Below are 22,613 nucleotides of genomic sequence, written 5' to 3'. Positions count from 1 at the left end.
CCGGTCGATGGACGGCTCCCTTCAGATCGCGATGACGACCTTGCCGAAGGCCTTGCCCGAGGCGTAGAAGCGGTACGCGTCGGGGGCGTCCTCGAAGGAGAACTCCCGGTCGATGACCGGGTGGAGACGGTTGACCTGGATGGCGCGGTTCATCGCGAGGAACTGTGTGCGGCTGCCGACAGCCACGGTCCGCAGCGTCGCGCCGGAGGCGAACAGCACCCCGGGGTCGATGGGTCGTGCCGTGTCGGAGACGAAGCCCACGCATGCGACGTGGCCCGCCACCGCCACCGCCTTGAGCGACTCCTCCAGCAGGCCCGCCACGTCGACCACGCGGTCGGCACCTCGGCCGCCGGTCAACTCCACGACCCTGGCGGCCCAGTCGGGTGTGGCCCGGTAGTCGATGACCTCGTCGGCGCCGAGTTCGACGAGGCGCCGCGCCTTGTCCGGGCTGCTCGTCGTCGCGATCACCCGGGCTCCGAGCGCCTTGGCGAACTGGATGGCGAACAGTGACACTCCGCCGGACCCCTGTGTCACGAGGGTCTCGCCCGCCCGCAGGCCGGCTCCGTCGCCGGTCAGCGCGTTCCAGGCGGTGACCGCGGCACAGGGCAGCGTCGCCGCCTCCTGGTAGGAGAGGTGGTCGGGGACCGGGACGAGCGCGTCCTCGCTGATCAGCGCAAGCTCCGTGAGCATGCCGTCGAGTGAGCCGCCGCGCTGCGGCAGGTGCTGGAGACCGAACGGGCCGTCCTGCCAGCTCGGGAAGAGCGTCGCGGCGACGCGGTCGCCGACCTTCACCGCGTGCACTCCGGGGCCGACCGCGACGACTTCACCCGCACCGTCCGACACCGGGATCACGTCCGGTTTCACGGGCAGAACGTAGTCGCCGCGCAACACCATCAGCTCGCGGTAGCTCAGTGACACGGCCTTCACGGCGACCAGTACCTGCCCGGTGCCGGGGAGCGGATCCGCGTGCTCCTTGACCGACAGGCCTTCTATCCCGGCCCCGCTGTCCACGTGATAACTGCGCATGGGAATCCTTCCGGTCCTTGGTCTGTGGGCTCAGCCGTCGAGTGCGTCGAGTCCGTCGACGGCCAGCGGCACGTCGCCCGTGGTCTTGCTGTAGCCGAGGGCCTCGACGATGAGGCCGTCTCGTACGCACATGAGGTTCACGCCGCGGACCGAGTCGGTGGGTCCGTCGCCGAAGCGGTACCGCCAGCGGATCGTGGCCCGTTCACCGGCGACGACGACGTCCTCGGGCTCGAACTGGGTGGTGCGGTCCTCGACGATCGCCTGCCAGAACTCCAGGCACGCGGCACGCCCTTCGTAACGGGCACCGTCGGGAGCCGGTTGGTTGGCCTCCATGACGCACTGCTCCCCGATCAGGTCGGCGAGTACGGAGGCGTCGTGGTGAATGAAGGCGTGGTTGAAACGGTCGATGACCTCGGCCGTGGTGCGGAGCGACATGACACAACCCCCGAGAAGTAGAACGAATGATCTACTAAAACCATATAGACCGGTTGATCTACTCGTCAAGTGGTGGCAGGCTGTCTCCCATGACGACGCGCACCAAGCCGGGACCTCGCGAACGGCTCCTGGAAGCCGCACAGCGGTTGACCTACAGCGAGGGCATGGGTGTGGGTGTAGACGCCCTGCTCAAGGCGGCGAACGTGGCCCGGCGCTCGCTCTACGAGCACTTCGGCGGCAAGGACGGGCTGATCGCCGAAGTCCTTCGGCGGAGCGCCGCCGAGGACGAGGCCGCCTACCAGCAGGTCATGCACGCGGCGGGCGACGACCCGCGCACCCGCCTGCTCGCCGTCTTCGACGGCATCGGCGAGGCCATCGACAGATCCGACTTCCGCGGCTGCCGCTATCTGGCCGCCGACCTCGCCCTGGCCGACCCCGACCACCCGGGACACGCCATCACCCGCGCGTACCGCACGCGGGTGCACCGGCTCCTGGAGCACGAACTCGTCGCGCTCGGACACCCGCACCCGGCGGTCGCGGCCGACCAACTCCTGCTGCTCATCGACGGCGCACTGGCGGCCGGGGCCACCCGCCCCGCAACGCACCCCGCAGCCTCCGCCCGCCAACTCGCCGAGCAGGTCATCGATGCCGGGCAGCAGGCCACCTGACGAAGGATCACCCCAGCTGGAGCCCCAACGCCGAGCAGCCGCAGCCGGACCGAAAGCCTGTTCAACGCATCCGCAGCCACCAGTCGATGCAGATCAAGGCCGCCGGGCCTGCCGCGTCGGCAACGCTGAGCAACGCCCGGTTGAGGGCCTGTCGCCGCAGGGTCGTTCGGTACATGACGAGCTTTCGAAGTCGAGGACGTTCGGTCATGGCAGAGGACTCCTTTTGGAGAGTTCTGTTCGGCCGCCGGGCCCGGCCGGCTGCCACGGCCGAACCAAAGTCCGAAGGCCCGGGCACGAAGGCGGTCTTGAGTCCTACGCTGCTGGTCACGGACGTCGCCTGCCGGTATCCGCAGTGCCCGTTGCGGGTACGAGCGGAGAGGCGGCGGGCACGACGGAGAGCAGGCGGGGAAGCAAGGGGGCGGAGCCGTGGGTGTGCAGTGCCGGAGGCTTTACCAGCGACTTTGCGGCGGAGGTCGATCCCTCCGGCGAAGGTACGGTCGCCGATGTACTGGGGATCCTGGCGGAAGCAGACGAGCAGCCGACCCTACAGGCCCTGAGCTGCCGAGTTGCCGCGCAGGTCGACCTCACCGACCCTTCCGGGATCTCCAGATGGCTGTACACGTTCCGGAGGATCGGCGCAGAGCGGGCTACGAAGATCCTCCTGGAGCGCGACCCTTCGGCGCACGTCGACCTCAGCCGTCCCGATGGCGTCGCCGCCCTGATGAATGGAGTGCGTGCGATCGGAGCTCACGACGCCGTAAAGGCGCTGGTGCTGCGCGACCCTGCGGCGCAAGTCGACCTCGCTGACCCGTTGTCCCTGGCCTGGCTACTGAAAGAACTTCGCAAGGCAGCAGGAGAGCAAGCGGCGAGAGAGGCGGTGACGACGCTGTCGGACCGCGACGTCGCCGCTCGAGTCGATCTCCCGTGGACCGCATCCAGTGCACGATCTCCTCGTGGAACTGCGCAACGCGGGTGGGGGAGAACAAGCGAAGGATCTGAGCCGCCGTGCCATGGACAGCGGAATCTTCCTGGCACCGGACATGCCTCATGGGCGGGAGACGGACGGATCCCCGGCCGGGCCCTGGCGGTGCAGCCTGCCCGCGATCCAGGGCGAAGACCTGTGACTCATGGCGCGGGGCGAAACTCGTCGGAGGACATCTGCTGGGGCAGGTCGAACGCCTCGAACACGCGAGGGTCGGTGAACACGACGTTGTGTGCGACTCGGCCGCCGGTGACGGTGAAGACCTGGAGCGTGTGCAGCCGGTACCCGGCGCCGGGCTCCGGCGTGTACGCGGCGAGGGCGGGCTGCCCGTTGGCGGTGAGGTGCCTCATGACCCAGCCGGTCCCACGCATCTCGAACACGCGGCGAATGAACAGGCCGTAGTCGCCGCTGCCTCGGTACCACAGCGGCACCGGCGGCATCTCCAGCACCGCATCGTCCGTGAGGAGCCGTACGAGCGCCGGAACGTCGGCCGCCTCGAAGGCTCGCACGTACCGTTGGATCACCGCGCGTACCGCGGGATCGTCCGGCTCGGCGACCTCCCCGGGATCGCCCGCGTCCGCGAGGGCGGCGCGGGCCCGCTGCAACGCGCTGTTGACGGCCACGACCGTGGTCCCCAGTTGTTCGGCGACCTCGGCGGCACTGAACTCCAGTACCTCGCGGAGCACCAGCACGGCCCGCTGCCGAGGCGGCAGGACCTGCATCGCCGCGACCAGGGCGAGGCGCAGGTCCGTGCGGAGCCCGGTGTCGAACCGCGCGTCAGGAAACGGCTGCAGCCAGGGGATGTCCAACGCCGGCGTGAGCGGCGCCCCAGGATCGTCGCTCGGCGCGCCCAGTCCGGACGGCAACGGCCGCCGCGCACGACCCTCCAACGCGGTCAGGCACGCGTTGGTCGCGATCCGGTACAGCCACGTCCGGACGGACGCGCGCGTGGGGTCGTATCGGTCGCGGGCCTTCCATGCACGCAGCATCGTCTCCTGCACCAGGTCCTCGGCCTCGTGGAACGAGCCGAGCATCCGATAGCAGTACACCACCAGCTCGCCCCGGTACGGTTCAAAGTCCACCGGCCCATCATGGCGCACACAGCGCTGTGGCCCGTCGAGCACTTCCCCCGGATGGGTTCCGGCCGGCGACGAGTGTCTCTGCGCCGGCCGGGTCCCTTCCCCGTTCGGTCAGCGCACGACGTCCACGAAGACCGGGTTGGTGTACAACCAGGTGTCCAGCCACGGGTCGCCGTTGCCCGGCTCGTGTGTGATCGGGCCGTGCGGGTCGATGGCCACGCCCAGCAGACCGGGGCCGTTGCGCTTGCCGTCGCTGCCGCGCAACCGCAGGTACGACGACTCCTCGGCCCTACCCAGCGGGATGCGCAGGGTGTAGCGGCCCTTGCGGCCGGAGACATCGGCGGTGTGCACGACCCGGGTGTCGGGGGCGCGCCACGCGTCGCGGTCGACGACCGGGCCGCGGACGGCACCGCGGATCACATCGAGGTGGGCAAGACGCGGCACTTCGCCGTGTTGGTTGGGGCGCGAGGCCGTGGTCACGGTGACATTGAGGACGATCCTCTCGCCCCGGCGCACCCGCAGCCGGCCGCCGAGGGTGACACCGCGACCGTTGCCGTGCTCCCTGTTCACCCGGACGTCGATGCCGTCGACGAGCTGGCCGTGGTCGACCCAGACGCGGCCCGCCCGTAGCCCCGCCATCACGTTCCGGTAGCCGTAGCGGGTGACGCCGACGTGCGTACGGCTGAACTGGCCGGGCCAGAAGTCGCTGCCGGGCTGCGGTTCGGTCGTGTTGACCGGGTCCGGGAGCCGTCCGGTGTTGTCGAAGTTCTGGCCTGGCAGCCAGTCGCCGTTCTTCCAGGTGTCGAACGCGACCCGGTGCACATCGGAGTTGGAGGTGGCCGAGAAGAGCTTGCCCTCGGCGAGCATGGCGTCCCAGAGGCCGCCGACCGTCGCGGTCGCCCAGTCGAAGCCGCCGTACGTCAGATAGGCCTCGCGCGGGTAGCCGGGCCATGAGTGCTGGGACGGGGAGTTGTCGTACTCGCCGCGGTGGCTGGTCGTGCCGCGCTCCGGCATGCCGGCGGCCTGGGCGCCGGGCGCGCCCTCCATGCCGATCATGATCCCCGGAGCCGCGTCGCGCCAGGCGCGCATTTCGTGCGGGGAGTCGATGCCCAGGCGCAGCGGGTGGTTGGCGAGGACGAGGACGTCGTCGACGTAGCCGCTGCGGCGTTGCTGATCGAGCCACTTGAGGGCGTTGACGGCGTGCGCTTCGTTGCGCGGGGTGTCGGGGTTGCCCGGTGCGCCCGCGGTGTAGCCGAGGAGTTTGCCGTCGTACGCCTCCTCGAAGCGCGTCAGCAGTTCGACCTCGTGGCGTCCGGGCGGCGAGAAGACGGTGCAGTGCTCGGCGCCGGGGATGTACCACTCGAGGCCCTGGAAGAGCAGCATGCGCCGGTTGTCGTGGCGGGCCTTGAGTATCTCGCGGTGCTCGGCCTCGGCGCCGCCGGCCCTGGCATGACCGAAGTTGCTGTGTTCGGTGAGGACCATCCAGTCCAGGCCGTACCGGGAGGCGGCCTGCGCCAGCTGGGAGAAGGTGTACTTCGCGTCGTGGCTGTAGACCGAGTGCACATGGTGGTCGCCCACGAGATAGGCGAGGTCCGGGTCCTCGAAGTCTCCGGTGTGCGCCTCGGCCGCGGTCGGGTCGAGCAGAGTCCCTGCGGCGAAGGCCGCGCCGAACAGGCCCGCGCTGCGCAGCAGTCCGCGCCGTGAGAGTCCTTGTGGGTCGAGGGAGCCGGTCGGCACAGCGGGGTCCGCCCAGGTCGGCAGGGACTGATTCGGTCGCGCCATGGGGTGTCTCCTTGAGGGGTGGTGCGGTGGGTGGTGCCAGTGCTGCCTGTGCTGCAAGTGCTGCCTGTGCTGCTGGTGCCGTCGGTCAGGCGTTCATGAAGTCGCCTACGGGGAGGGCGCGTTCGGTGATCCTGATGTCGCCGAGCCAGCCGTGCATCAGCTGGTCGAGGGTTCCGCTGTACTCGTAGGCACCGAGCAGCCAGGGCAGACCGAGCGTGGCGAGGCCGTTGGTGCGGGTCGCGGGGTTGCGGGCGACCCGGCAGCCGTCGACGTACAGGGTGGTGTGCCTGCTGTCGTTGACGACAGCGACATGCCACCAGGTGTCGCGCTCCAGCTCGTGGCTCCAGTTGGTGACCAGGCCGGGCTGGTCCAACGGCGCGGCCGCCCACTGGATGCCCGGCCCGTCGGACAGAGACAGGGTGGCGACGGGTTCTTCCGGGTCGCCGGCGGCCTTACCTGCGGCGCCGAGGGTGCCGCGGCGGCTGAGGATCGATCCCCAGGCATGGTGGCCGGCGTCCCAGTCGGCGGGGAGCTTCAAGAACGCTTCGACGGTGTAGCCGGCGCGGAAGGTCTTGCTGTTGAGCGGGGCGTCCGCGGCGGTCCGCAGGTACGCGCCGTGCAGCGGGGGCTTGCCGCCGTCGAAGTAGAGGCTGCCATGACCCGGCTGGTGGGGGTGATGGGCGGCGGACCAGCGCAGGGCGTCCGTCGGGGAGCCGGGTACGGTCTCCCGGGTCAGATGGTTGCCGTGACCGGACAGGTCGGGGACGCGCAGGGCGGGATCGGCCGGGCTGCCCTCGGGGTGCGAGCCGTCGAACCGCCAGTACGCGACGGTGCCGGGCACCAGCATCTTCGCGGCGGCGCGGGGGCCGCGCGGCGCGGCGGGCGCGAAGCCCGCGAAGCGCTTCTCGAAGTCCAGGGGCACGGAGAAGCTGTCCTGCGGCCCGGTCAGCTCGATCTCGCGGCGCTCCAGCTCATTGAGCCCCTCGCCCGCGCGGCCGAGGATCCACGGGGAGACGGTCTCCACGTCGATGGTGTTCCTGGCGAGGTCGAAGCGGTAGAGGCGGATCATCGCGCTGCCGCCGTAGTAGCGGTTCTGGTAGTTGGTGATGTGCAGATGCACGTCGTGGCCCGCCGCGTTCTTGCGCGTGGTGCGGGCGGCCGGCCAGAAGTGACCGTTGAGCGTGAGGAAGATCTGGTCGTTCCCGTCGATCAGCTCGTCCCACAGGTGCTTGCCGTGCTCGGAGAACTCCGCCTCGTCGCCGTACCGGTCCGCGTACACGAGCTCGTGCGTGGTGAGGATGACCGGCATCTTCGGGTGCCTCTTGATGACGTCCCGGGCCCAGGCGAGTCCGGCGGCGGACGGCCGCCAGTCGAGCGCAAGGACCAGCCATTCGCGGCCTGCGGCACGGAACAGGTGGTAGGTGTTGTAGCCGTCGGGCGTCGCGCCGCCGAAGGTGGGCAGCTTGCGCAGGCGGCGCGGGCCGAAGGCATCCAGGTAGGGCGTGAAGCCGCGCTGGTCGTCGGTCGACGAGTCGATGTCGTGGTTGCCCGCCAGAACGCTGTAGCCGACGCGCCGACGATCGAGAACTTCGAAGGCCTCGCTCAGCGGTCCGAACTCCTCCGGGAGTCCGTGCTCGGTGAGGTCCCCCAGATGGGACAGGAACGCGATGTTCTCGTCGCGTCCGTGGTCGAGGATGTAGCGCAGTGATGCCTCGACGGGCGCGGCGTTGATGCTGACGCCGTCGAAAAGGTACTGGGTGTCGGGCATGACGACGAGTGTGAATCGGGGGCTGTCGGGGTCGGGAATCCGCCTGGCAACGTTGTCAGACGTCCCCTGCCGGGACAGGGCGGCGGCGGGCGCGGCGCCGGCGAGCCCCCCGGCCGCAGCGGCTGCGGCGGCGGCACCTGCGAGTCCGGTGGCGCGAAGGAAGGTACGACGGCTGGCACCGTCGGGGAGGGGGCCGTCGGGCGGGTGGAGCGGACTGCACATGGATGTCTCCGCGGGCGTTCGTCGGGTGATCGCTGAGCACGCTAGGCGAAGGACTCGTGCACGTCGGGGCCCGGGCAACGACCGCATGGCGAAGACTGGGTGAACGAGTTGACGGAAAGGGGCCGGTGTCCTGCCGTGAGGAGAGCTGCCGCGTGGAGGGCGCCATGCGGAGCTGCCGCTCCCGGGCGCTCGCAGTCCCACCCGCGCGGGGAATCCACCGCTTCGCTACGCTCGACTCGGCCGTGCCGGCGACGGCGCTCCCCATCCCGGAGGTTGTCCCGTGCACGTTCCGAACGGCAGGGCCCTCGCCGACCGACCGGAGATCGAGGAGCGGTTCCGGCGGGACTGGGGCATCGAGCTGCCCGACTCCATCTTCCGGTTCTGGGAGTTCTGCACCACGGCCGGACCGGACGAACAACGAGCGCTCGCCGACATCTCCGTGGGGCCGGCCGGGGTCCTGGACCTGTTCGCCGATCCGGGTGCGCAGCCTCGCGCGGGGCTCGATGTCCGGGTCCACGGCCGGTTCTACGCGGATCCGCCGGAGTTCCTCACCTTCATGTACGGCGCCTCCGACGGCTTGCACTACGGCTTGTGGACCGATGACGGGCGCACCTGCAATGCGGTCGCGTCGTACTACACACGCGACGGGGGAGGGATCGACAAACGAGCTGAGACGCCGCTTCAGGCGGTCCGCGCGATCCTTGAACGCTGCTGGACCGACGTGGTCGACGATGACCAGGGCGACACCGAGGTGGCCGCGAGGCTGGTTCGGTTGGAGCTGTTGCGGCAGGCACTGGCCGGCTACGAGGACGAGACGCGTCCGGAGACCGGCATCGCGTACTCCCACAGGTACGACTTCATCCGCCAAGCCGTCGACGAGGAGCGGGTCACCACGCTGGACGGCGCCGGCGCCCTCGTGGCCGGCACGACCGCCCTGGACCGGCCCCCGCACAACGCCGCCGACGAGTTCCGCTTCGCCACCTACCTGCACAGCCAGTTCGAGGACCCCGCAGCCCTCGAAGCGTGCGTGGCCGAGGCCCGACGGCGCTGCGCGGCGGGAGACCCGGCGGAGGCCCTGGTCCTGGGGCGGGACCTGCACTGGGCGTCGGGAGGCAGCCCCGTCCACGAAGCTTTCGCGAACGAACTCCTGGTCGCCGCCTATCGCGCACTGGACCGGCCCGCTCTGGCAGCGACAGCAGCCGCCCATCACCGACACCGTCAGCTGCCCGACGTGGAGATCCTGCAGCTGAACAGGGTCTAGCGTCGCGCCTTGCCCGGGAGGAGCGCCCATGGATCAGGGAGTTGTCGTCCGGGCCGAGCGCGCGTCACTCGTTCGCGGGGCGCAGTTCGACGCTGTGCTGGTCGGTCGCGACGACGGCCGGCAGCGGCAGTCCGCTGCGCGTGTCCAGGTGCACCAGCGTCGCTTCGACCTCAGCCGGCCCGGGGGACACGGGCGCCCCGAGCGCGGGCCTCTCACTGTTCACCCAGGTGTGCTCGGCCCCGTCGCACGTCGCCGCCGTGCCGCCGATGCCGTACCGCACGGAACCCGTCCGCACACTACTGGATACGAAGACAGGACCCGGGCCCGACAGCGCCGAACAGCGATAGGTGCCCGAGAGGGTGAGCGTCCCGTCCCGCGAGACGGTCCCGGTCGGGTCGGCGGACACCGACCCGGTCGCGGCGGCGCCGGCCGGACCGGTGGCCCCTGCCAGCAGGGCTGCGGCAAAAGCAACGGCACCGGCGGCAACAAGACGTCCTCGCATCTGAGATCTCCCTGGTCGGTATTCATATGGTCACCTGCGGGCTGACCTGCGCCCTTGTGCCCTAGCAATACCGCCATCCCGCCTGCGGGTCCGGGATTCTCCCCGGTTCGCAGCGTGTCGGGCCCGTGCCGACCACCTGAGGAAGGCCTCGCAAACGATCATGCGAAGGCATCTCCTACGAGAGCTCCACGGCGAGGTGTTCCGGGCTGAGCGAGCGCAGGAAGTCCGCCGGGCCGGAGATCTCGCCGACGGTCATGACGCCGACCGGCCGGGTCGGGCTTTCGAGGAGCCGCTGCGTCGCTTCCACCACGATGGGTGCGGTGATGGCGTAGATGTCCTGTCCGCGCGCGACCGCACGGCGCTGCTCGTCTCCGGACCGGACGATGACCTCGACCAGGAACTGTTGGGCCGAACGGAGTCCGGTCGGCGGCGTCAGCTCGGTTCCGCTCAGGTCCTCCAGTGGGGCGAGCGTCATGAAGGTGTTGATCTCGGGGACCTTCAGATGATGCGGGACGGTGACGGTGTCCGCGGTGCGACCAGCCGATGCCGGCCGGTGAGTCGACCGGCCTGGCCCGGTGCTCGACTGGGCGCGCACCCAACTCCACCGCCCGCTGACGATCGACGATCTGGCCGCGCAGGCGGCGATGAGCAAGCGCAGCTTCCTGCGTCACTTCCGCGCCGGCACCGGCACGACGCCGCTCCAATGGCTCGTGCACGAACGCATCTCCCGCGCGCGCGACCTGCTGGGGACGACGAACGGCAACGTCGATCGCGTCGCCGAACAGTGTGGGCTCGGGTCGGCGCAGAGCCTGCGCGTGCACTTCGCCCGGATCAACCAGACGACGCCCTACCGGTACCGGCAGGCGTTCGACCCGGCGCGATAGTGCGCGATAGTGCGCGTCGTGCCGGCCCGGGTCACGAGGACGGACGCGTCGCGGCCACTCCGAACATGGTCACGGACATGTGCAGTGCGCCCTGTTCGGCAGCGGCGCTGAGATCGGCGTACAGCGCGTCCCGCTGCAGCTCGGAGATCAGCCCTTCGCGTTCCGCGGACTCGCCGAGCATACGGATGAGCTGCCAGTTCACCGTGGTGTTGCTCTGGATCAGTGCCTGGGAGGCGACATCGGTGATCTCCAGTCCCGCCGCGGACAGGTAGCCGACGAGTTGGCGTCCGGCGTAGGGATTCGCGGAAGCGGCCAGCGCGCGGCTCATCAGCGCGGCGACGACTTCGGGATCGCCGGGGTGCAGGAGCGCGGTCGCCCAGTCCGTGTCGAGCAGGACGACGCGCCCGCCCGGCCGCAACACCCGGACGATCTCGCCGACCGCCTTCTCGGGTTCGGTGAGGTGCTGGACGACGCGCTCGCACCACACCACGTCGGTGCCGGCATCCTCCAGGGGCAGCGCCGCCGCGTCGCCCGCGACGAATCGGGCGGAACTGCCGGCGGTGGCCGCGCGGCGTTCTGCGGCCTCCCGCAGTCCGTCGTGCGGTTCGACTCCGAGCGCCTCACCGTCGGGCCCGACGGCCGCTGCGAGGACCTGCGTCTCCGACCCGGTGCCCGCGCCGATGTCCACCGCCCGCTCCCCGGGCCGTGCCGCCGCAGCGGCATGAGCCCACTGCCGCAGTCGGCGTACGCCCTCACTGGCGGCCTGCGCATCCAGCGCACCGACCAGCCGATCCGTGGGCGTGACGCCGATGTTGGTCACATGAAACGCCGAAGTGGGTCGGGAATCCGCCATGCCGTCATCCTAGGGGCCGCCCCGGGCGTCAGCGGTGACCCAGCACGTTGACCACTCGGCCATTGGGGTCCCGGACGAAGAACCGCCGCACCCCCCACTCCTCGTCCTGCAAGGGGTGCACGATCTCCGCGCCGCTCTCGCGCATGACCGCATAGGCCGCGTCCACATCGTCCACCTCGACGCTCATGTCGGGCGTGACCGCCGCGGTCTTGTCAGTGGCCATGAAGCTGAGCTGCGCCGTCGGAGTGGTCGGGGAGGCCAGCGTCATGATCCAACCGTGGTTCATGACCTCCTCGAACCCCAGAAGACCGTAGAACTCCCGGCTCTCCTGCACAGCCTCCGACTGGATATTGGGCACGACACGGCGAACGGACATCAACCACTCCAAGTGATAGCAGACGCGTTCCGGGGGACCTTGACGGGTTCGAGATCAGACGGCCTGGTAGATCATGGTGCAGAGCAGGGTTGCTCCATCATTCATCAGCCAGGACCATTGACGTCCTCCCCGCCTTGAAGGGACGGGGATTCCTACTACGGCCGGGTGGCCGTCTTGGTGGGTTCCTGCTTCTGTCCCACGGGTGTGGGGGTTGCGCGCTGTGCCGGGATTGCTCCCGGTCTTACCTGCGCTCCACGGGCGTTTTGGGTCTCCGCCTGTCCGGCGGCGACCTTGCGTCCTTCGGTTCGGATGTTGATCGCGGCGTTCAGATCGCGGTCGTGGACGGTGCCGCAGTTCCCGCACGTCCACTCGCGGACCGCGAGGGGCTTGGGGCCGTCCTTCACGCCGCATGCCGAGCACAACTGCGACGACGGGAAGAGGCGGTCCACCCGGGCGAACGTCCGGCCGTACCGTGCCGCCTTGTACTCCAGCATCGCCACGAACGCCGACCATCCGGCGTCGTGCACCGACTTGGCGAGGTGGGTGCGGGCGAGTCCTTTCACGCACAGGTCCTCCACGCTGATTGCTTGGTTCTCGCGCATCAGCTGGGTGGAGAGCTGGTGGTGGAACTCGTGTCGCGCGTCGGTGACCTTGGTGTGTGCGCGGGCGACCTTGAGGCGGGCCTTGGCCCGGTTCACGGAGCCTTTCTGCTTGCGGGACAGGGCCTGCTGTGTGCGCTTGAGCTTCTTCTCGGCCCGGCGCAGGAACCGGGGTGAGCTGATCTTTTGGCCGTCGGACAGGACCGCGAAGTGGGTCAGCCCGAGGTCGATACCCACCTCGCCCGCAGTGTCCGGCGGCGCCTGTTCCGGGCCGCTCTCGATGACGAAGGACGCGAAGTACCGGCCCGCGCTGTCCTTGACCACCGTCACCGTGGACGGCTGCGAGGGCAGCTCGCGGGACCACTTCACCGGCACGTCGCCGATCTTCGGCAGGGACAGCTTCCCGCCCGACGTGATCTTCCAGCGGGCGTTCGCGGTGAACCGCACCGACTGGCGGGTGTCCCGCTTGGACTTCCAGCGCGGTGCGCCCATGCGGGGGCGCTTACCCTTCAGGCCGTCGAAGAAGTTCCGGTACGCGGTGTCCAGGTCGCGCAGGGACTGCTGCAACACCACGGCGGACACCTCGCCGAGCCAGGCGCGGGCCTCGGTCTTCTTGGCCTCGGTGATGAGCAGCTTGGACAGGTCCCCGATCTTCGGAAACGGCAGCCCTTCGCAGCGCGCGGTCTCCCGGGCCCGCAGGGCGTCGTTGTAGACCACCCGCACACACCCGAACGCCCTGCCCAACGACACACGCTGACCGGCCGTCGGGTACAGGCGGAAGCTGTACCGAAGCTGCATACCGCGATCGTACGACACTTGATTTATGGCTGACATGCAGAACATTCGAACGGGTAAGCACCGTGCTTTCGCTCTTCACGCTCACTCGGTTTTCGTGACGAAGTATCGGCATCGGGTCTTCAACAACGCCCACCTCAAACGGATGGAGGAGATCATGCGCGCGGTGTGCGCCGACTTCGCATGCGAGCTGGTCGAGTTCAACGGCGAGAACAATCACGTCCACCAGCTCCTCGTGAACTTCCCGCCCAAGGTCGCCCTGTCCAAGCTGGTCAACTCCCTGAAGGGCGTGAGCTCGCGCAGGCTCCGCCAGGAGGACCCGGAACTGGTCCGGCAGTACTGGCGGGCACAGCGCCTATGGTCCGGCTCGCACTTCGTCGGATCCGTCGGCAGGGCTCCACTGTCGATCGCCCGTCAGTACACCGAGCAGCAGAATCGTCCCCTTTGACCTGCGGATCAGAGCACTTCTCACAATCGCTTCGCCACTGGGCCGAAGCCCGGTGCACTGCGATCAGATCCGGTAGCCGGAGGGAATGCAGGCCGTCCGGCAGTCGACCATCGTCATCGAACCCAGGCTGATGCTGTCGCCGGACTGTTTGCCGAGCATGCAGTAGTTGGCGTGGTAGACACGGTTGAGGCAGAGCCTGGTGGTGTCGCCGCTGCCTGCTCGGCCTGTTGTTCCCTTTCGCGGCGTGCGGCCCGCTCCTAGGACTGCAGGGGCGTGGGTGCCGGCGGGGGCAGCGGGCGGGTCGGCGCCGCCCTCGGGGCGGGGTGGAGGGCCGGGGGTGCGCTGACGGCCGCTAATGTGCTGGGGACAACGTGCGGCCTGCGGTCCCGGGCCCACCCGTATCAAGGGGATTTCCGTGACTGACGCCGACCGCTCCTGGCGGCAGATGCTGGCCGTGCTCCTGCGCGGCGAGAACCTGAGCGCGGACGACACCCGCTGGGCCATGCGACAGGTGATGGACGACGACGCCGAACCCGCGCAGCTCGCCGGTTTCCTCGTCGCCCTGCGTGCCAAGGGCGAGAGCGCCGAGGAAGTCCACGGCCTGCTCGACGCCCTGATGGAGCGCGTCATCCCGATCCCGGTGGACGGCTCCACGGTGGTGGACATCGTCGGGACCGGCGGGGACGGCGCGCACACCGTGAACGTGTCGACGATGGCGGCGATCGTCGTCGCCGGGGCGGGTGTCCCGGTGGTCAAGCACGGCGGCCGATCAGTGTCCAGCAAGGCCGGGGCCGCCGACGTCCTGGAGGCGCTCGGACTGCCGTTGAACCTGACCCCGGACGCCGTTGCCCGCTGCGTACGAGAGACCGGCATCGGCTTCACCTTCGCGCCCCGCTTCCATCACGGCCTGCGCCACGCGGGACCGGTCAGAAGATCCCTGGGCGTGCCGACGGTGATCAACTACCTCGCGCCGCTGACCAACCCCGCCCGCCCCCGTACCGCGCTCGTCGGCTGCTCCAATACGACGCTCGCCCCGGTGCTCGCGGATGTTCTGGCAGCGCGGGAAGCCACCGCACTGGTGGTGCGCGGCGACGACGGCCTGGACGAGATCACCACCGCCTCCCCGACCCGGGTGTGGATCGCGTCGGGCAAACAGGTCCGCCAAGAGCGCCTGGACACTGCTGACTTCGGACTGGCCCGCTCCACGCAGGACGACCTGCGCGGCGGCGACGCCGCCTACAACGCGCTCGCGGTGCACCGCGTCATGGACGGCGAGATCGGGCCGGTCCGCGATGCCGTGCTCGCCAACGCCGCAGGCGCTCTGGCCGCCCACAGGTACCTCGACGAGCAGGGCCTGCACGACGCGTTCGCCACCGCGTTGCAGGAGGCCCGCCAGGCGATCGACTCCGGCGCCGCAGCCCGGACGCTGACGCGTTGGCTGGACCTTGCACGCTCCCTGGCCCCGGACCGCTGACAGTCGGCGCAGGGGGGATGCCGACCCGTTCAGAAGCGACGTTAAACTGGTCGCCGCCAGTTGACCGGCCGAGAGCGGCCAGCGCAGGCCGTGCGGGGGAGTACACGTCATGTTCGGAGCACATTTCGCCATGTCCCGCCTTGCTGCGGGCGCCGTCACGATGGTGTGTGCCACCACGTTGGTGGCATGCGGCAGCGGCACGCCGAAAGGCTCGGTCGCGGATCCGTCGCATGGCGCGGCTTCGCCGGCGCCGTCCGGCTCCGCCCCGGGCGGGCAGAGCTCATCGGCCGATCGCCGGCCCTCCGACCCTCTGAAGGGGCGCGGCCCGGTGCTCTCAGTGATGAACGCCACATATCAGCACACCGTGCAGATCGTGGACGCGGTGATGAGCCCCAACACCGGTGAGGATCCCGCGCCGAGCGGTCGGACGTATATCCAGCTGGTGGTGAAGGTGGCGGCGAAGCAGCCGGGACGGGCCATCAAGGTCCCGGCCCCTCAGCACTGGGTCGTCGAGTACCCGGGCTGCAAGGAGGATCAGCGCGAGAGCCACGGCGTCAGCTGCAACCTGATGGACGGTGGCAGCAACTACTACACCGCCCAGGACATGCAGTCGGACGATTTCGGTCCGGGTATCGCCTTGTTCGGCACGCTTGCGGCGGACACCGTGTACTACACGCGGGCCTGGCAACTGGTCTCGGAGAAGGCCGACCTGTCAAAGGCCAGGCTGTGCGAGGCCCAACCCGCCGATGGCGCTGAGAACTGCATACCGCTGGGTGAGGTCCGCAAGGCCGCCGACCCCAAGATGCCCGGGGTCGGCTGAGTGCGGGTCGTCGCTCAGGGAGCTCCCTGTGGTCACGACGTTGTTGGGGCCGGGGTGTAGCACTGCAGGGTGATACCGCTTCGAAACGCCTTCGAGTCCACGAGCCGCAGTCGCGGAACTTCGTATCCTTCGGGGAAGAGGCGGCGGCCGCGGCCCTGGACCGTTGGGTAGACGAACAGGCGGTACTCGTCCACGAGGCCCGCCGTGATCAGCAGGTGCGTCAGCCTGATGCTGCCGGTGAGGACGATGTCCTTGCCCTCCTGCGCCTTGAGGGCGGTCACCTCCTCGACCGGGTCACCCGCCAGAACGGTGGAGTTCTCCCACTGCGGGTTGGTGAGCGTGGAGGACACGATGTACTTGTCCACCCGGTTGAGGTAGCCGGCGATGCCGGTGGGGTCGTCGGTCTGCTGCGGCCAGTAGCCGCGGAAGTCCTCGAACGTCTGCCGGCCCAGCAGCAGGGCGTCGGCTTGGCTGTCCTGGCGGTGGGTCTCCTCCAGGAGGTCGGACATGTCCGAATGACCCTGTCCTTGTGGGTCGAACCAGTCGGTGAGCATTTCGATCGAGCCGTCGACGGTGATGTTCTGGGTGATCGCCAGTGTGCGCATGATGCCCTCCTGAAGGCTGCTCGGTCCATCCGTTACGACTGCGGCGAACGCGGAAAGTCATCGGTGGGCTTCCCTCCCACATTCCGCGATCACCACGACAGGGACAGTCGTTCGGTCCTCTCCACGAGCAGCACCCGCGCGTTCTCACCGCGACGGCGCAGCGGCGCGCTCCGACGAGCAGGCCGTCACCCCCGGGATGTGGATCGTGGGAACCGGGCTGTCCACCTACCGCGGGCTGTCGGACGCGACCTTCCGTGGCACCTACGAGCGCCACGATCCCCCGAGCGACCCCCGCATCGTGCGGACACCAGGACACCCCCGGGCCAGCGCCACGCCCGCTCCCTGACCCGGCCCGGCGCCGGCCCCGCCCGGCCCGAATCTGAGCGCCACCCTGCGCTTACTGCGCATTCTTTGCTTCACTACGGGTCAGTTGTGAACGCATGCCGGGTGATCCGCGTACATGCCGACAGTTTCACTGTTGCGCGCTGCGCACGTACGAGAGGGAGGTCACCGGTCATGGCGCTCACGCTCTACGTCGACCCCGTGCGCTGGAGGGCGCATCAGGATGTGGTGACCCAGCAGTTCCCGGGGATGGTCCCGGTCGTCAGGGGCAACGGATTCGGCTTCGGCTACCAGGCGCTGGCCGAGGAGGCCATGCGCCTGGGCTCGGACGTCATCGCGGTCGGAACGGCATACGAGGCAGCCCGGATGAGGGATGTCTACAGTGGAAAGGTTCTGGTCCTTTCACCGTACTGGCGCGGTGAGGAAGAGATCGCGCTGCCGGGGCGCGTGATCCGGTCGGTGTCCTGCGTCGAGAGCGTGCGCAGCTTGAGCGGAGCTCGTGTCGTCATCGAGGTCATGAGCAGCATGAAGTCGCCGGGCGTCAGTGAGCACGACCTGCACCTGTTGCGTTCCGGCATCGAGAACGTCCGTTTGGAAGGGTTCGCCCTCCACATGCCGCTCAACCGGACCGACGGCTCGGACGCTGCCGAGGAGCTCATCGCGTGCATGCAGCAACTGAGCGCCGCGCGGTTGCCCTTGCACACCATGTTCGTCAGCCATCTGGAGGCCGAGGAACTCGACCAGGTGCAGAGGCAGTTCCCCAACACCCGCTTCCGCGCCCGCATCGGGACCCGGCTGTGGCTGGGCGATGCCGAGGCCACCCAGTTCCGTGCATCGGTCCTGGAGGTCAGACGCGTGGTGAAGGGTGAGCGCTTCGGCTACCGGCAGGGCAAGGCGCCCTCGGACGGCTGCCTGGTGGTCGTCTCCGGCGGTACCTCGCACGGTGTGGGCCTCGAAGCCCCCAAGGATCTGCATGGTGTGGTGCCCCGGGCCAAGAACGCGGCGCGCCTCGGCCTGGCCACCACCAATCACCACCTGTCGCCCTTTGTGTGGGCGGGCAGGCGACGCTGGTTCGCCGAGCCACCGCACCTGCTGGTTTCCGTCCTGTTCGTGCCGCAGGACGTCCCGCAGCCGACCGTGGGCAGCGAACTTGTGGCTCGCCTGGGGCACACCGTGACCCGGCCCGACCGGGTCGTCGACTGCTCGGCTCAGGCGTGGCCCACCTCGTTCGGCGGGAGCTGGGAGCCGGAGGCCGTTGGGCTCGCGGGTCCAACCGGTGCGGCTGTCCCGAGTGGGGTGATGGGGTAGTCAGGTCCGACTGGCGTCGGCGCGGAGCCTTCAGGGGGCCCGCCGTTTCGTCGGCTCTTCGGCGGTCTCATGCCGGCAGCCCGCTGTCCCGTGACACGGTTCGCCCGCTGTTGCGGGCTCTCATCCGCAAAGCACCCCAAGAGCGCTCGTTTGCCCAGCTCGGTGATTGGGCGGCCTTCGCCCACGTCGGCGTTTGACTGGTGACGGGCCCTGAACAAGGGGGTGTTGAAGTACGGCCACTGCATCCTGATACCCCTGACGGGTCCGTGGATCTTGGGTACGCTGCGGGGTTGTGACCGTGAACGGGGGAGAGTCGTTGGACGTCAGTGGCAGCGGGGCCGAGCCGCTGGAAGTGGAGGATCCGCGGCGGATCGGGACGATTCCGCTGCTCGGCAGGCTCGGCTCCGGCGGCATGGGACGGGTGTATCTGGGCGTCGTCGACGGCCGCTACGCCGCCGTCAAACAGGTGCTGCCGCACTTCGCCGAGGACGAGAACTTCCTGCGGCACTTCGGCCACGAACTCGACAACCTCTCCCGGCTGCCCGAAGAGGTCAGCGCACCGCTGCTGGCGAGCGACCGGCAGGCCAGTCCGCCGTGGTTCGCGACCGCGTACATTCCCGGCCTCACCCTGACCGAGGCGATGGCCCTGCACAGCGGGCCGCTCCCGATCCAGGCCCTGTGGCTGCTGCTGCGTGAAGCGGCCGCGGGGTTGCGGGCAGTGCACGCACTGGACATGGTGCACCGCGACCTCAAGCCTTCCAACGTGATGCTGACACAGGCCGGCGCCACCCTCATCGACTTCGGGGTCGCCCGCGCCGCCGACCAGAGCCGGCTCACCCGGACCGGGGTGGTCGTCGGCACCCCCGCCTACATGTCGCCCGAACAGGCCACCGCGTCGAAGCAGTTGACGGGCGCCACGGACATCTTCGCGCTCGGCGCGCTGCTCGGTTACGCGGCCGTCGGCCGACCGCCCTTCGGCGACGGCTCCGGGGTGGACGTGCTCTACCGCATCGTCCACGGCGAGCCCGACCTGGACGGGCTGCGCGCAGTGGACCAGGACCTGGCGGAGGTCGTCGAGGCCTGCCTGGACAAGAACCCGCTCGCAAGGCCCCCGGCGGACCGGCTGTTCCAGCTCGCGGACGGGAAAGCCACCTCGGCCAAGCCCGGCTGGCCCCCGCTGGTGATGGAGCGGCTCGCCGAGCGCACGGCGTTCGCGGCCCAGCCGACACCGCAGGTGACGCTCGAAGAGGAGCCGGACCAGCCGGAGCAGGCCGAGCTCGCACTGGTGCAGAACGCACCGATCACAGCGGGCAAACCTCCTCGGCGACGAACTCGGCTGCTGCTGGCGGTGGTTCCCATCGTCCTGGTGGCGGGCACGACGATCGGCGTGCAGCTGCTCCCCAAGCTCACCTCACCCGGTGCGTCGGAGTCCGGGCCCTCAGCTTCCGGGCCGGCCGGGACGGGTCCATCGGCCTCCTCGTCGTCAGGTTCCCCCTCGGCGGGAGCGACCCCGTCGGGCCCACCCGGTGCCAGCGGCAATCCGTCGGCCTCGCCGAACAGCCAGACCGCAGCCCCCGCGACGAGCAGCGGTGCCTCCGGCGGACCGGGAGGGACCGGCAGCACCGGCTCGGGCGGTACGGGCAGCACCGGAGGCCCGGGCAGCAGCGGCGGCTCCAACACGTCGAGCGGCCCGACCACCAAACCCACGACTGCGCCCACGACCTCCCCGGCATCGCACGGGTCCGGCTACTACACAGTCAAGAACGGCAGCAGCGGTGAGTGCCTGGGGATCACCCAGTTCGGCAATGCCCTCACACTCGGGCCGTGCACCGGCAACGCGGCCCTGTGGTCGTCCAAAGCCGTGCCCGGCGGGAGCTTCCAGGTGGTCAACAAGGGGACCGGCCAGTGCCTCCAGGCCGGCATGTTCAACAACAAAGCCACGGTCAGCGACTGCGGCCAGAGCGGCCTCACGTCCTGGTACTCCGGCTCCAACAGTAGTCTTGCCGACCAGTACGACGGCAACTGCCTGGACCTGGCCTTCGGCGGCGGCGCGACCACTGCCAAGTGCTCGGGCTCGGCATCCCAGCGTTGGAAGCGGTAGTAACGGCGGTGCGCCGGAGCGTGGTCGTCGGTTCGGCCGGCAGCCGTCGGCCAGGGCTTGCTCACCCGGTGGCAGTGGGCGACGATCAGGCGCGAGGAGATTGACCCGTTGCGAGGAGTTCCACCCGTGGGAGGGGTACCTGTGTCCGACGCCAAGGCCGAGCTCGATGAGCTGATGCGCGCTTTCCTCGGTGCGTTCACCAACACTGCCGGAGGCAGGCCGAACGTCGACGTTGTGCGCGAGGTGTTCATTCCCCAAGGAATGATCATCAAGAATGTCGGGGCCGAGCCGGTCATCTACGACCTGGACGCGTTCGTCGAGCCCCGGGAGAAGATCCTCACCGACGGGACGCTGACGGAGTTCTCCGAATGGGAAGTCGCCGAGCGGACCGAGATCTTCGGATCGATCGCGCACCGGTTCAGCGACTACCGCAAGTCCGGTTTCCTCAACGGCGAGTGGTTCGAGGGCTCCGGCCACAAGACCACCCAGTTCGTCCGGACGCCTGCGGGCTGGAGAATGAGCTCGATGGCTTGGGACGACGTGTAGAGAGGCGTCCGGTGGACGATTCGCTGTGGTGCAGGCTCTCGGCCGAGGCGCAATCCGAGGTGGACCGCCTTGTCGGCATCGGGCGCAACGTGCAGGCCATCGCGGTGATGCGCGAGCACTCCGGCCTGCCGCAACCGGGCATCAGGGAGTGCGGCGACCTCGTGGGCCGGCGCCTGGCCGTCCAGCGGACCGGGCGACACTGCGAGTGAACCGAGCCAAGGTGGCCAAGGTGGACGTCGAAAAGGCCTCAGCGGCGGGCGGTGAGCGGAGGTGACTGCCGGTTGGGAGTGGGACGAGACGTTGTTCTCGGGCACGGCCACCTACTACCAACGCGGGCGGCTGCCGTATGCCCCCGGGTTGGCGGACATGCTTGCCAGGGTTGTGAAACTCGACGGGCGAGGGCGACTCCTCGACGTGGGATGCGGACCGGGCACCCTTGCGCTGAGCCTGGCGTACTTGTTCAGCGAGATCGTCGGCCTGGACCCGGACCGCGGAATGATCGTCGAAGCCCAGCGCCGGGCCGCAGAGGCGGGCGTGACTCACAAGGCGCAGTGGGTGCGGGCCCGGGCGGAGGATCTGCCCGCAGGTCTTGGGGCGTTCACCGTCGCGACCTTCGGCCAGTCCTTCCACTGGATGGATCGCGACCTGGTTGCGGCCACCATGCGACATATGCTCCAGCCCGGCGGGGCACTGGTGCACATCTCGGACGAGAAGACCGAGACCCGATCCGTCGATGGTCTTCCGTTTCCGCCAGTGCCCTACGCCGCGATCGACGACCTGGTCAGACACCATCTGGGACCGGTGCGACGAGCCGGCCGGGGGGTGCTGCCGCACGGAACACCCGGCGGTGAGGCGGCGGTGCTCACCCGGGCGGGATTCTCCGGCCCCCAGCGCCATGTCATTCCCGGCGGACAGGCGCTGGAACGCATCTGTGACGATGTCATGGCTTGGGTGCTCTCGATGTCGTCCTCGGCTCCGCACCTGTTCGGAACGCGCCTGGACGACTTCGAGGCCGAGCTGCGCCGGCTACTGAGGGACGTCTCCCCGTCAGGCCGGTTCTCCGAACGACAGCCGGGCACCGAGGTCTTCGTCTGGTGGAACGCGCCCACCGAGAAGGCTCCTCTGCCAGGCATGTGACCAGCCGGTCAGGGGGCGTCATCCCATATGGGGGAGGTGTGGCCCCGCGCGGATGACGCCCCGCCCGGCTCACCAGGTCTTGCCGGCCTGCTCCCGGATCGTGCGGTTGATCCGATTGAAGAAGTTGGTGATCGCGATGTTCAGAATGATCGCGGACAACTGCTTCTCGTCGAAGTGGGCGGCGGCGGCCTCCCAGATCTCGTCGGTCACGCCCGGCGCGCCGTCCTGGATCCGAGTGGCGGCCTCGGTCAGCGCGAGCGCTGCCCGCTCCTCCTCGGTGAAGAAGGGCGTCTCGCGCCACGTGACCACGCTGTGCAGCCGTTCCTCCGTCTCTCCGTGCTTCTTCGCCGACGCGACCCCGGCAAACACGCACGGGCTGCAGCCGTTGATCTGGCTGGCGCGCAGATGGACCAGCTCGAGGACGAGCGGGTCGACGTCATGGGCGTAAATCGCCTTGTTGAGGTGCTGGATTGCTGTGATCACGTCGGGATTCCCCGCGCCCTTCATGCGTGCTTCCATCGTTCCTGCTCCTGCATCGGTTACCTGCGCCCCTCCGGGCCCGTCATCACCCATGACGGAGCCGAACCGCGGAAGGTAACC

25 protein-coding genes are annotated in these 22,613 nt (G+C 69.3%); 12 read left to right on the top strand and 13 right to left on the bottom strand.

Features of this window, described 5'->3' with window-relative positions; genetic code table 11:
• Positions 1 to 21: 21 nt before the first annotated feature.
• The gene (locus AC07DC_RS00615; protein ID WP_478910475.1) at positions 22 to 1,026 is read right to left on the bottom strand and encodes a zinc-dependent alcohol dehydrogenase family protein; all 1,005 of its coding nucleotides are present in this window, start codon (positions 1,024 to 1,026) and stop codon (positions 22 to 24) included.
• A 30-nt stretch (positions 1,027 to 1,056) separates the two neighbouring features.
• Positions 1,057 to 1,461, bottom strand: coding sequence for a nuclear transport factor 2 family protein (locus AC07DC_RS00610; protein WP_478910473.1), 405 nt, complete (start codon positions 1,459 to 1,461; stop codon positions 1,057 to 1,059).
• Between the two features lie 89 nt (positions 1,462 to 1,550).
• Between AC07DC_RS00610 and AC07DC_RS00605 the strand changes: the two genes are divergently transcribed.
• Positions 1,551 to 2,129 (top strand): TetR/AcrR family transcriptional regulator, encoded by a 579-nt coding sequence (locus AC07DC_RS00605; protein WP_478910471.1) that lies wholly within the window; start codon positions 1,551 to 1,553, stop codon positions 2,127 to 2,129.
• Positions 2,130 to 2,190: 61 nt separating this feature from the next.
• Here AC07DC_RS00605 and AC07DC_RS00600 read toward each other — a convergent pair whose 3' ends face one another.
• The 4 genes from AC07DC_RS00600 to AC07DC_RS00585 form a co-directional block, all read right to left on the bottom strand.
• Positions 2,191 to 2,337 carry a hypothetical protein gene (locus AC07DC_RS00600; RefSeq protein ID WP_478910469.1) on the bottom strand — a complete coding sequence of 49 codons (147 nt, stop codon included), beginning with the start codon at positions 2,335 to 2,337 and terminating at the stop codon, positions 2,191 to 2,193.
• A 917-nt stretch (positions 2,338 to 3,254) separates the two neighbouring features.
• Positions 3,255 to 4,193 (bottom strand): sigma-70 family RNA polymerase sigma factor, encoded by a 939-nt coding sequence (locus AC07DC_RS00595; RefSeq protein WP_478910467.1) that lies wholly within the window; start codon positions 4,191 to 4,193, stop codon positions 3,255 to 3,257.
• 108 nt (positions 4,194 to 4,301) lie between these two features.
• Positions 4,302 to 5,972, bottom strand: coding sequence for a PHP domain-containing protein (locus AC07DC_RS00590; protein ID WP_478910465.1), 1,671 nt, complete (start codon positions 5,970 to 5,972; stop codon positions 4,302 to 4,304).
• An 85-nt stretch (positions 5,973 to 6,057) separates the two neighbouring features.
• Positions 6,058 to 7,962 (bottom strand): LamG-like jellyroll fold domain-containing protein, encoded by a 1,905-nt coding sequence (locus tag AC07DC_RS00585; RefSeq protein ID WP_478910464.1) that lies wholly within the window; start codon positions 7,960 to 7,962, stop codon positions 6,058 to 6,060.
• 280 nt (positions 7,963 to 8,242) lie between these two features.
• Between AC07DC_RS00585 and AC07DC_RS00580 the strand changes: the two genes are divergently transcribed.
• Complete coding sequence (locus AC07DC_RS00580; protein ID WP_478910462.1) at positions 8,243 to 9,223, top strand: ADP-ribosylation family protein; 981 nt, start codon at positions 8,243 to 8,245, stop codon at positions 9,221 to 9,223.
• Between the two features lie 64 nt (positions 9,224 to 9,287).
• Here AC07DC_RS00580 and AC07DC_RS00575 read toward each other — a convergent pair whose 3' ends face one another.
• Positions 9,288 to 9,725, bottom strand: a complete 438-nt coding sequence (locus tag AC07DC_RS00575) for a DUF6299 family protein (protein WP_478910460.1) — start codon at positions 9,723 to 9,725, stop codon at positions 9,288 to 9,290.
• A 175-nt stretch (positions 9,726 to 9,900) separates the two neighbouring features.
• The gene (locus AC07DC_RS00570) at positions 9,901 to 10,200 is read right to left on the bottom strand and encodes a hypothetical protein (protein WP_478910459.1); all 300 of its coding nucleotides are present in this window, start codon (positions 10,198 to 10,200) and stop codon (positions 9,901 to 9,903) included.
• A gap of 100 nt (positions 10,201 to 10,300) precedes the next feature.
• On the opposite strand from AC07DC_RS00570, the gene AC07DC_RS00565 reads away from it, so the two are divergent.
• A complete protein-coding gene (locus AC07DC_RS00565) occupies positions 10,301 to 10,609 on the top strand; it encodes a helix-turn-helix domain-containing protein (RefSeq protein ID WP_478910458.1) in 309 nt (102 codons plus the stop codon).
• Between the two features lie 31 nt (positions 10,610 to 10,640).
• On the opposite strand, the gene AC07DC_RS00560 is transcribed toward AC07DC_RS00565, so the two are convergent.
• The 3 genes from AC07DC_RS00560 to AC07DC_RS00550 all read right to left on the bottom strand — a co-directional run bounded on the left by AC07DC_RS00560 (position 10,641) and on the right by AC07DC_RS00550 (position 13,235).
• Positions 10,641 to 11,462: a methyltransferase domain-containing protein gene (locus tag AC07DC_RS00560; RefSeq protein WP_478910456.1), complete on the bottom strand. Its 822-nt coding sequence runs from the start codon at positions 11,460 to 11,462 to the stop codon at positions 10,641 to 10,643.
• A gap of 28 nt (positions 11,463 to 11,490) precedes the next feature.
• Entirely contained in the window at positions 11,491 to 11,838 is a 348-nt protein-coding gene (locus AC07DC_RS00555) for a VOC family protein (protein WP_478910454.1), read from the bottom strand.
• 155 nt (positions 11,839 to 11,993) lie between these two features.
• Complete coding sequence (locus tag AC07DC_RS00550; protein WP_478910452.1) at positions 11,994 to 13,235, bottom strand: RNA-guided endonuclease InsQ/TnpB family protein; 1,242 nt, start codon at positions 13,233 to 13,235, stop codon at positions 11,994 to 11,996.
• 25 nt (positions 13,236 to 13,260) lie between these two features.
• Between AC07DC_RS00550 and tnpA the strand changes: the two genes are divergently transcribed.
• From tnpA to AC07DC_RS00535, 3 genes are all read left to right on the top strand, one after another.
• Positions 13,261 to 13,680, top strand: coding sequence for an IS200/IS605 family transposase (gene tnpA, locus AC07DC_RS00545; protein ID WP_478910450.1), 420 nt, complete (start codon positions 13,261 to 13,263; stop codon positions 13,678 to 13,680).
• Positions 13,681 to 14,125: 445 nt separating this feature from the next.
• Positions 14,126 to 15,154 carry an anthranilate phosphoribosyltransferase gene (trpD, locus tag AC07DC_RS00540; RefSeq protein WP_478912556.1) on the top strand — a complete coding sequence of 343 codons (1,029 nt, stop codon included), beginning with the start codon at positions 14,126 to 14,128 and terminating at the stop codon, positions 15,152 to 15,154.
• A 340-nt stretch (positions 15,155 to 15,494) separates the two neighbouring features.
• Positions 15,495 to 15,974 carry a hypothetical protein gene (locus AC07DC_RS00535; RefSeq protein ID WP_478910448.1) on the top strand — a complete coding sequence of 160 codons (480 nt, stop codon included), beginning with the start codon at positions 15,495 to 15,497 and terminating at the stop codon, positions 15,972 to 15,974.
• Between the two features lie 32 nt (positions 15,975 to 16,006).
• Here the strand turns inward: AC07DC_RS00535 and AC07DC_RS00530 are convergent, their stop codons facing one another.
• Entirely contained in the window at positions 16,007 to 16,579 is a 573-nt protein-coding gene (locus AC07DC_RS00530; protein ID WP_478910446.1) for a dihydrofolate reductase family protein, read from the bottom strand.
• Between the two features lie 205 nt (positions 16,580 to 16,784).
• On the opposite strand from AC07DC_RS00530, the gene AC07DC_RS00525 reads away from it, so the two are divergent.
• From AC07DC_RS00525 to AC07DC_RS00500, 6 genes are all read left to right on the top strand, one after another.
• A complete protein-coding gene (locus AC07DC_RS00525; RefSeq protein ID WP_478910444.1) occupies positions 16,785 to 16,925 on the top strand; it encodes a hypothetical protein in 141 nt (46 codons plus the stop codon).
• 170 nt (positions 16,926 to 17,095) lie between these two features.
• Positions 17,096 to 18,229 carry an alanine racemase gene (locus AC07DC_RS00520; protein ID WP_478910442.1) on the top strand — a complete coding sequence of 378 codons (1,134 nt, stop codon included), beginning with the start codon at positions 17,096 to 17,098 and terminating at the stop codon, positions 18,227 to 18,229.
• A 292-nt stretch (positions 18,230 to 18,521) separates the two neighbouring features.
• On the top strand, positions 18,522 to 20,330 hold the full coding sequence (locus tag AC07DC_RS00515) for a protein kinase domain-containing protein (protein ID WP_478910441.1): 1,809 nt from the start codon (positions 18,522 to 18,524) through the stop codon (positions 20,328 to 20,330).
• 174 nt (positions 20,331 to 20,504) lie between these two features.
• Positions 20,505 to 20,876 carry a DUF4440 domain-containing protein gene (locus AC07DC_RS00510; RefSeq protein ID WP_478912554.1) on the top strand — a complete coding sequence of 124 codons (372 nt, stop codon included), beginning with the start codon at positions 20,505 to 20,507 and terminating at the stop codon, positions 20,874 to 20,876.
• Between the two features lie 11 nt (positions 20,877 to 20,887).
• The gene (locus AC07DC_RS00505) at positions 20,888 to 21,085 is read left to right on the top strand and encodes a hypothetical protein (protein ID WP_478910439.1); all 198 of its coding nucleotides are present in this window, start codon (positions 20,888 to 20,890) and stop codon (positions 21,083 to 21,085) included.
• Between the two features lie 61 nt (positions 21,086 to 21,146).
• Positions 21,147 to 22,013: a class I SAM-dependent methyltransferase gene (locus AC07DC_RS00500; protein WP_478910437.1), complete on the top strand. Its 867-nt coding sequence runs from the start codon at positions 21,147 to 21,149 to the stop codon at positions 22,011 to 22,013.
• Positions 22,014 to 22,082: 69 nt separating this feature from the next.
• On the opposite strand, the gene AC07DC_RS00495 is transcribed toward AC07DC_RS00500, so the two are convergent.
• Complete coding sequence (locus AC07DC_RS00495) at positions 22,083 to 22,532, bottom strand: carboxymuconolactone decarboxylase family protein (protein WP_478910436.1); 450 nt, start codon at positions 22,530 to 22,532, stop codon at positions 22,083 to 22,085.
• Between the last annotated feature and the right edge of the window lie 81 nt (positions 22,533 to 22,613).

The organism is Streptomyces sp. NPDC045021, assembly GCF_056432645.1.
The sequence above is the reverse complement of the archived record's forward strand: the minus strand, read 5'-3'. Positions and strand labels throughout refer to the sequence as shown.

Coding starts and splice junctions, on each gene's coding strand:
- AC07DC_RS00570 (WP_478910459.1), bottom strand. CDS start 10,200: ATGACGCTCGCCCCACTGGAGGACCTGAGCGGAACCGAGCTGACGCCG.
- AC07DC_RS00575 (WP_478910460.1), bottom strand. CDS start 9,725: ATGCGAGGACGTCTTGTTGCCGCCGGTGCCGTTGCTTTTGCCGCAGCC.
- AC07DC_RS00585 (WP_478910464.1), bottom strand. CDS start 7,962: ATGTGCAGTCCGCTCCACCCGCCCGACGGCCCCCTCCCCGACGGTGCC.
- AC07DC_RS00520 (WP_478910442.1), top strand. CDS start 17,096: ATGGCGCTCACGCTCTACGTCGACCCCGTGCGCTGGAGGGCGCATCAG.
- AC07DC_RS00610 (WP_478910473.1), bottom strand. CDS start 1,461: ATGTCGCTCCGCACCACGGCCGAGGTCATCGACCGTTTCAACCACGCC.
- AC07DC_RS00560 (WP_478910456.1), bottom strand. CDS start 11,462: ATGGCGGATTCCCGACCCACTTCGGCGTTTCATGTGACCAACATCGGC.
- AC07DC_RS00555 (WP_478910454.1), bottom strand. CDS start 11,838: ATGTCCGTTCGCCGTGTCGTGCCCAATATCCAGTCGGAGGCTGTGCAG.
- AC07DC_RS00605 (WP_478910471.1), top strand. CDS start 1,551: ATGACGACGCGCACCAAGCCGGGACCTCGCGAACGGCTCCTGGAAGCC.
- AC07DC_RS00530 (WP_478910446.1), bottom strand. CDS start 16,579: ATGCGCACACTGGCGATCACCCAGAACATCACCGTCGACGGCTCGATC.
- tnpA (WP_478910450.1), top strand. CDS start 13,261: ATGGCTGACATGCAGAACATTCGAACGGGTAAGCACCGTGCTTTCGCT.
- trpD (WP_478912556.1), top strand. CDS start 14,126: ATGCTGGCCGTGCTCCTGCGCGGCGAGAACCTGAGCGCGGACGACACC.
- AC07DC_RS00510 (WP_478912554.1), top strand. CDS start 20,505: ATGCGCGCTTTCCTCGGTGCGTTCACCAACACTGCCGGAGGCAGGCCG.
- AC07DC_RS00550 (WP_478910452.1), bottom strand. CDS start 13,235: ATGCAGCTTCGGTACAGCTTCCGCCTGTACCCGACGGCCGGTCAGCGT.
- AC07DC_RS00615 (WP_478910475.1), bottom strand. CDS start 1,026: ATGCGCAGTTATCACGTGGACAGCGGGGCCGGGATAGAAGGCCTGTCG.
- AC07DC_RS00600 (WP_478910469.1), bottom strand. CDS start 2,337: ATGACCGAACGTCCTCGACTTCGAAAGCTCGTCATGTACCGAACGACC.
- AC07DC_RS00535 (WP_478910448.1), top strand. CDS start 15,495: ATGAACGCCACATATCAGCACACCGTGCAGATCGTGGACGCGGTGATG.
- AC07DC_RS00495 (WP_478910436.1), bottom strand. CDS start 22,532: ATGGAAGCACGCATGAAGGGCGCGGGGAATCCCGACGTGATCACAGCA.
- AC07DC_RS00590 (WP_478910465.1), bottom strand. CDS start 5,972: ATGGCGCGACCGAATCAGTCCCTGCCGACCTGGGCGGACCCCGCTGTG.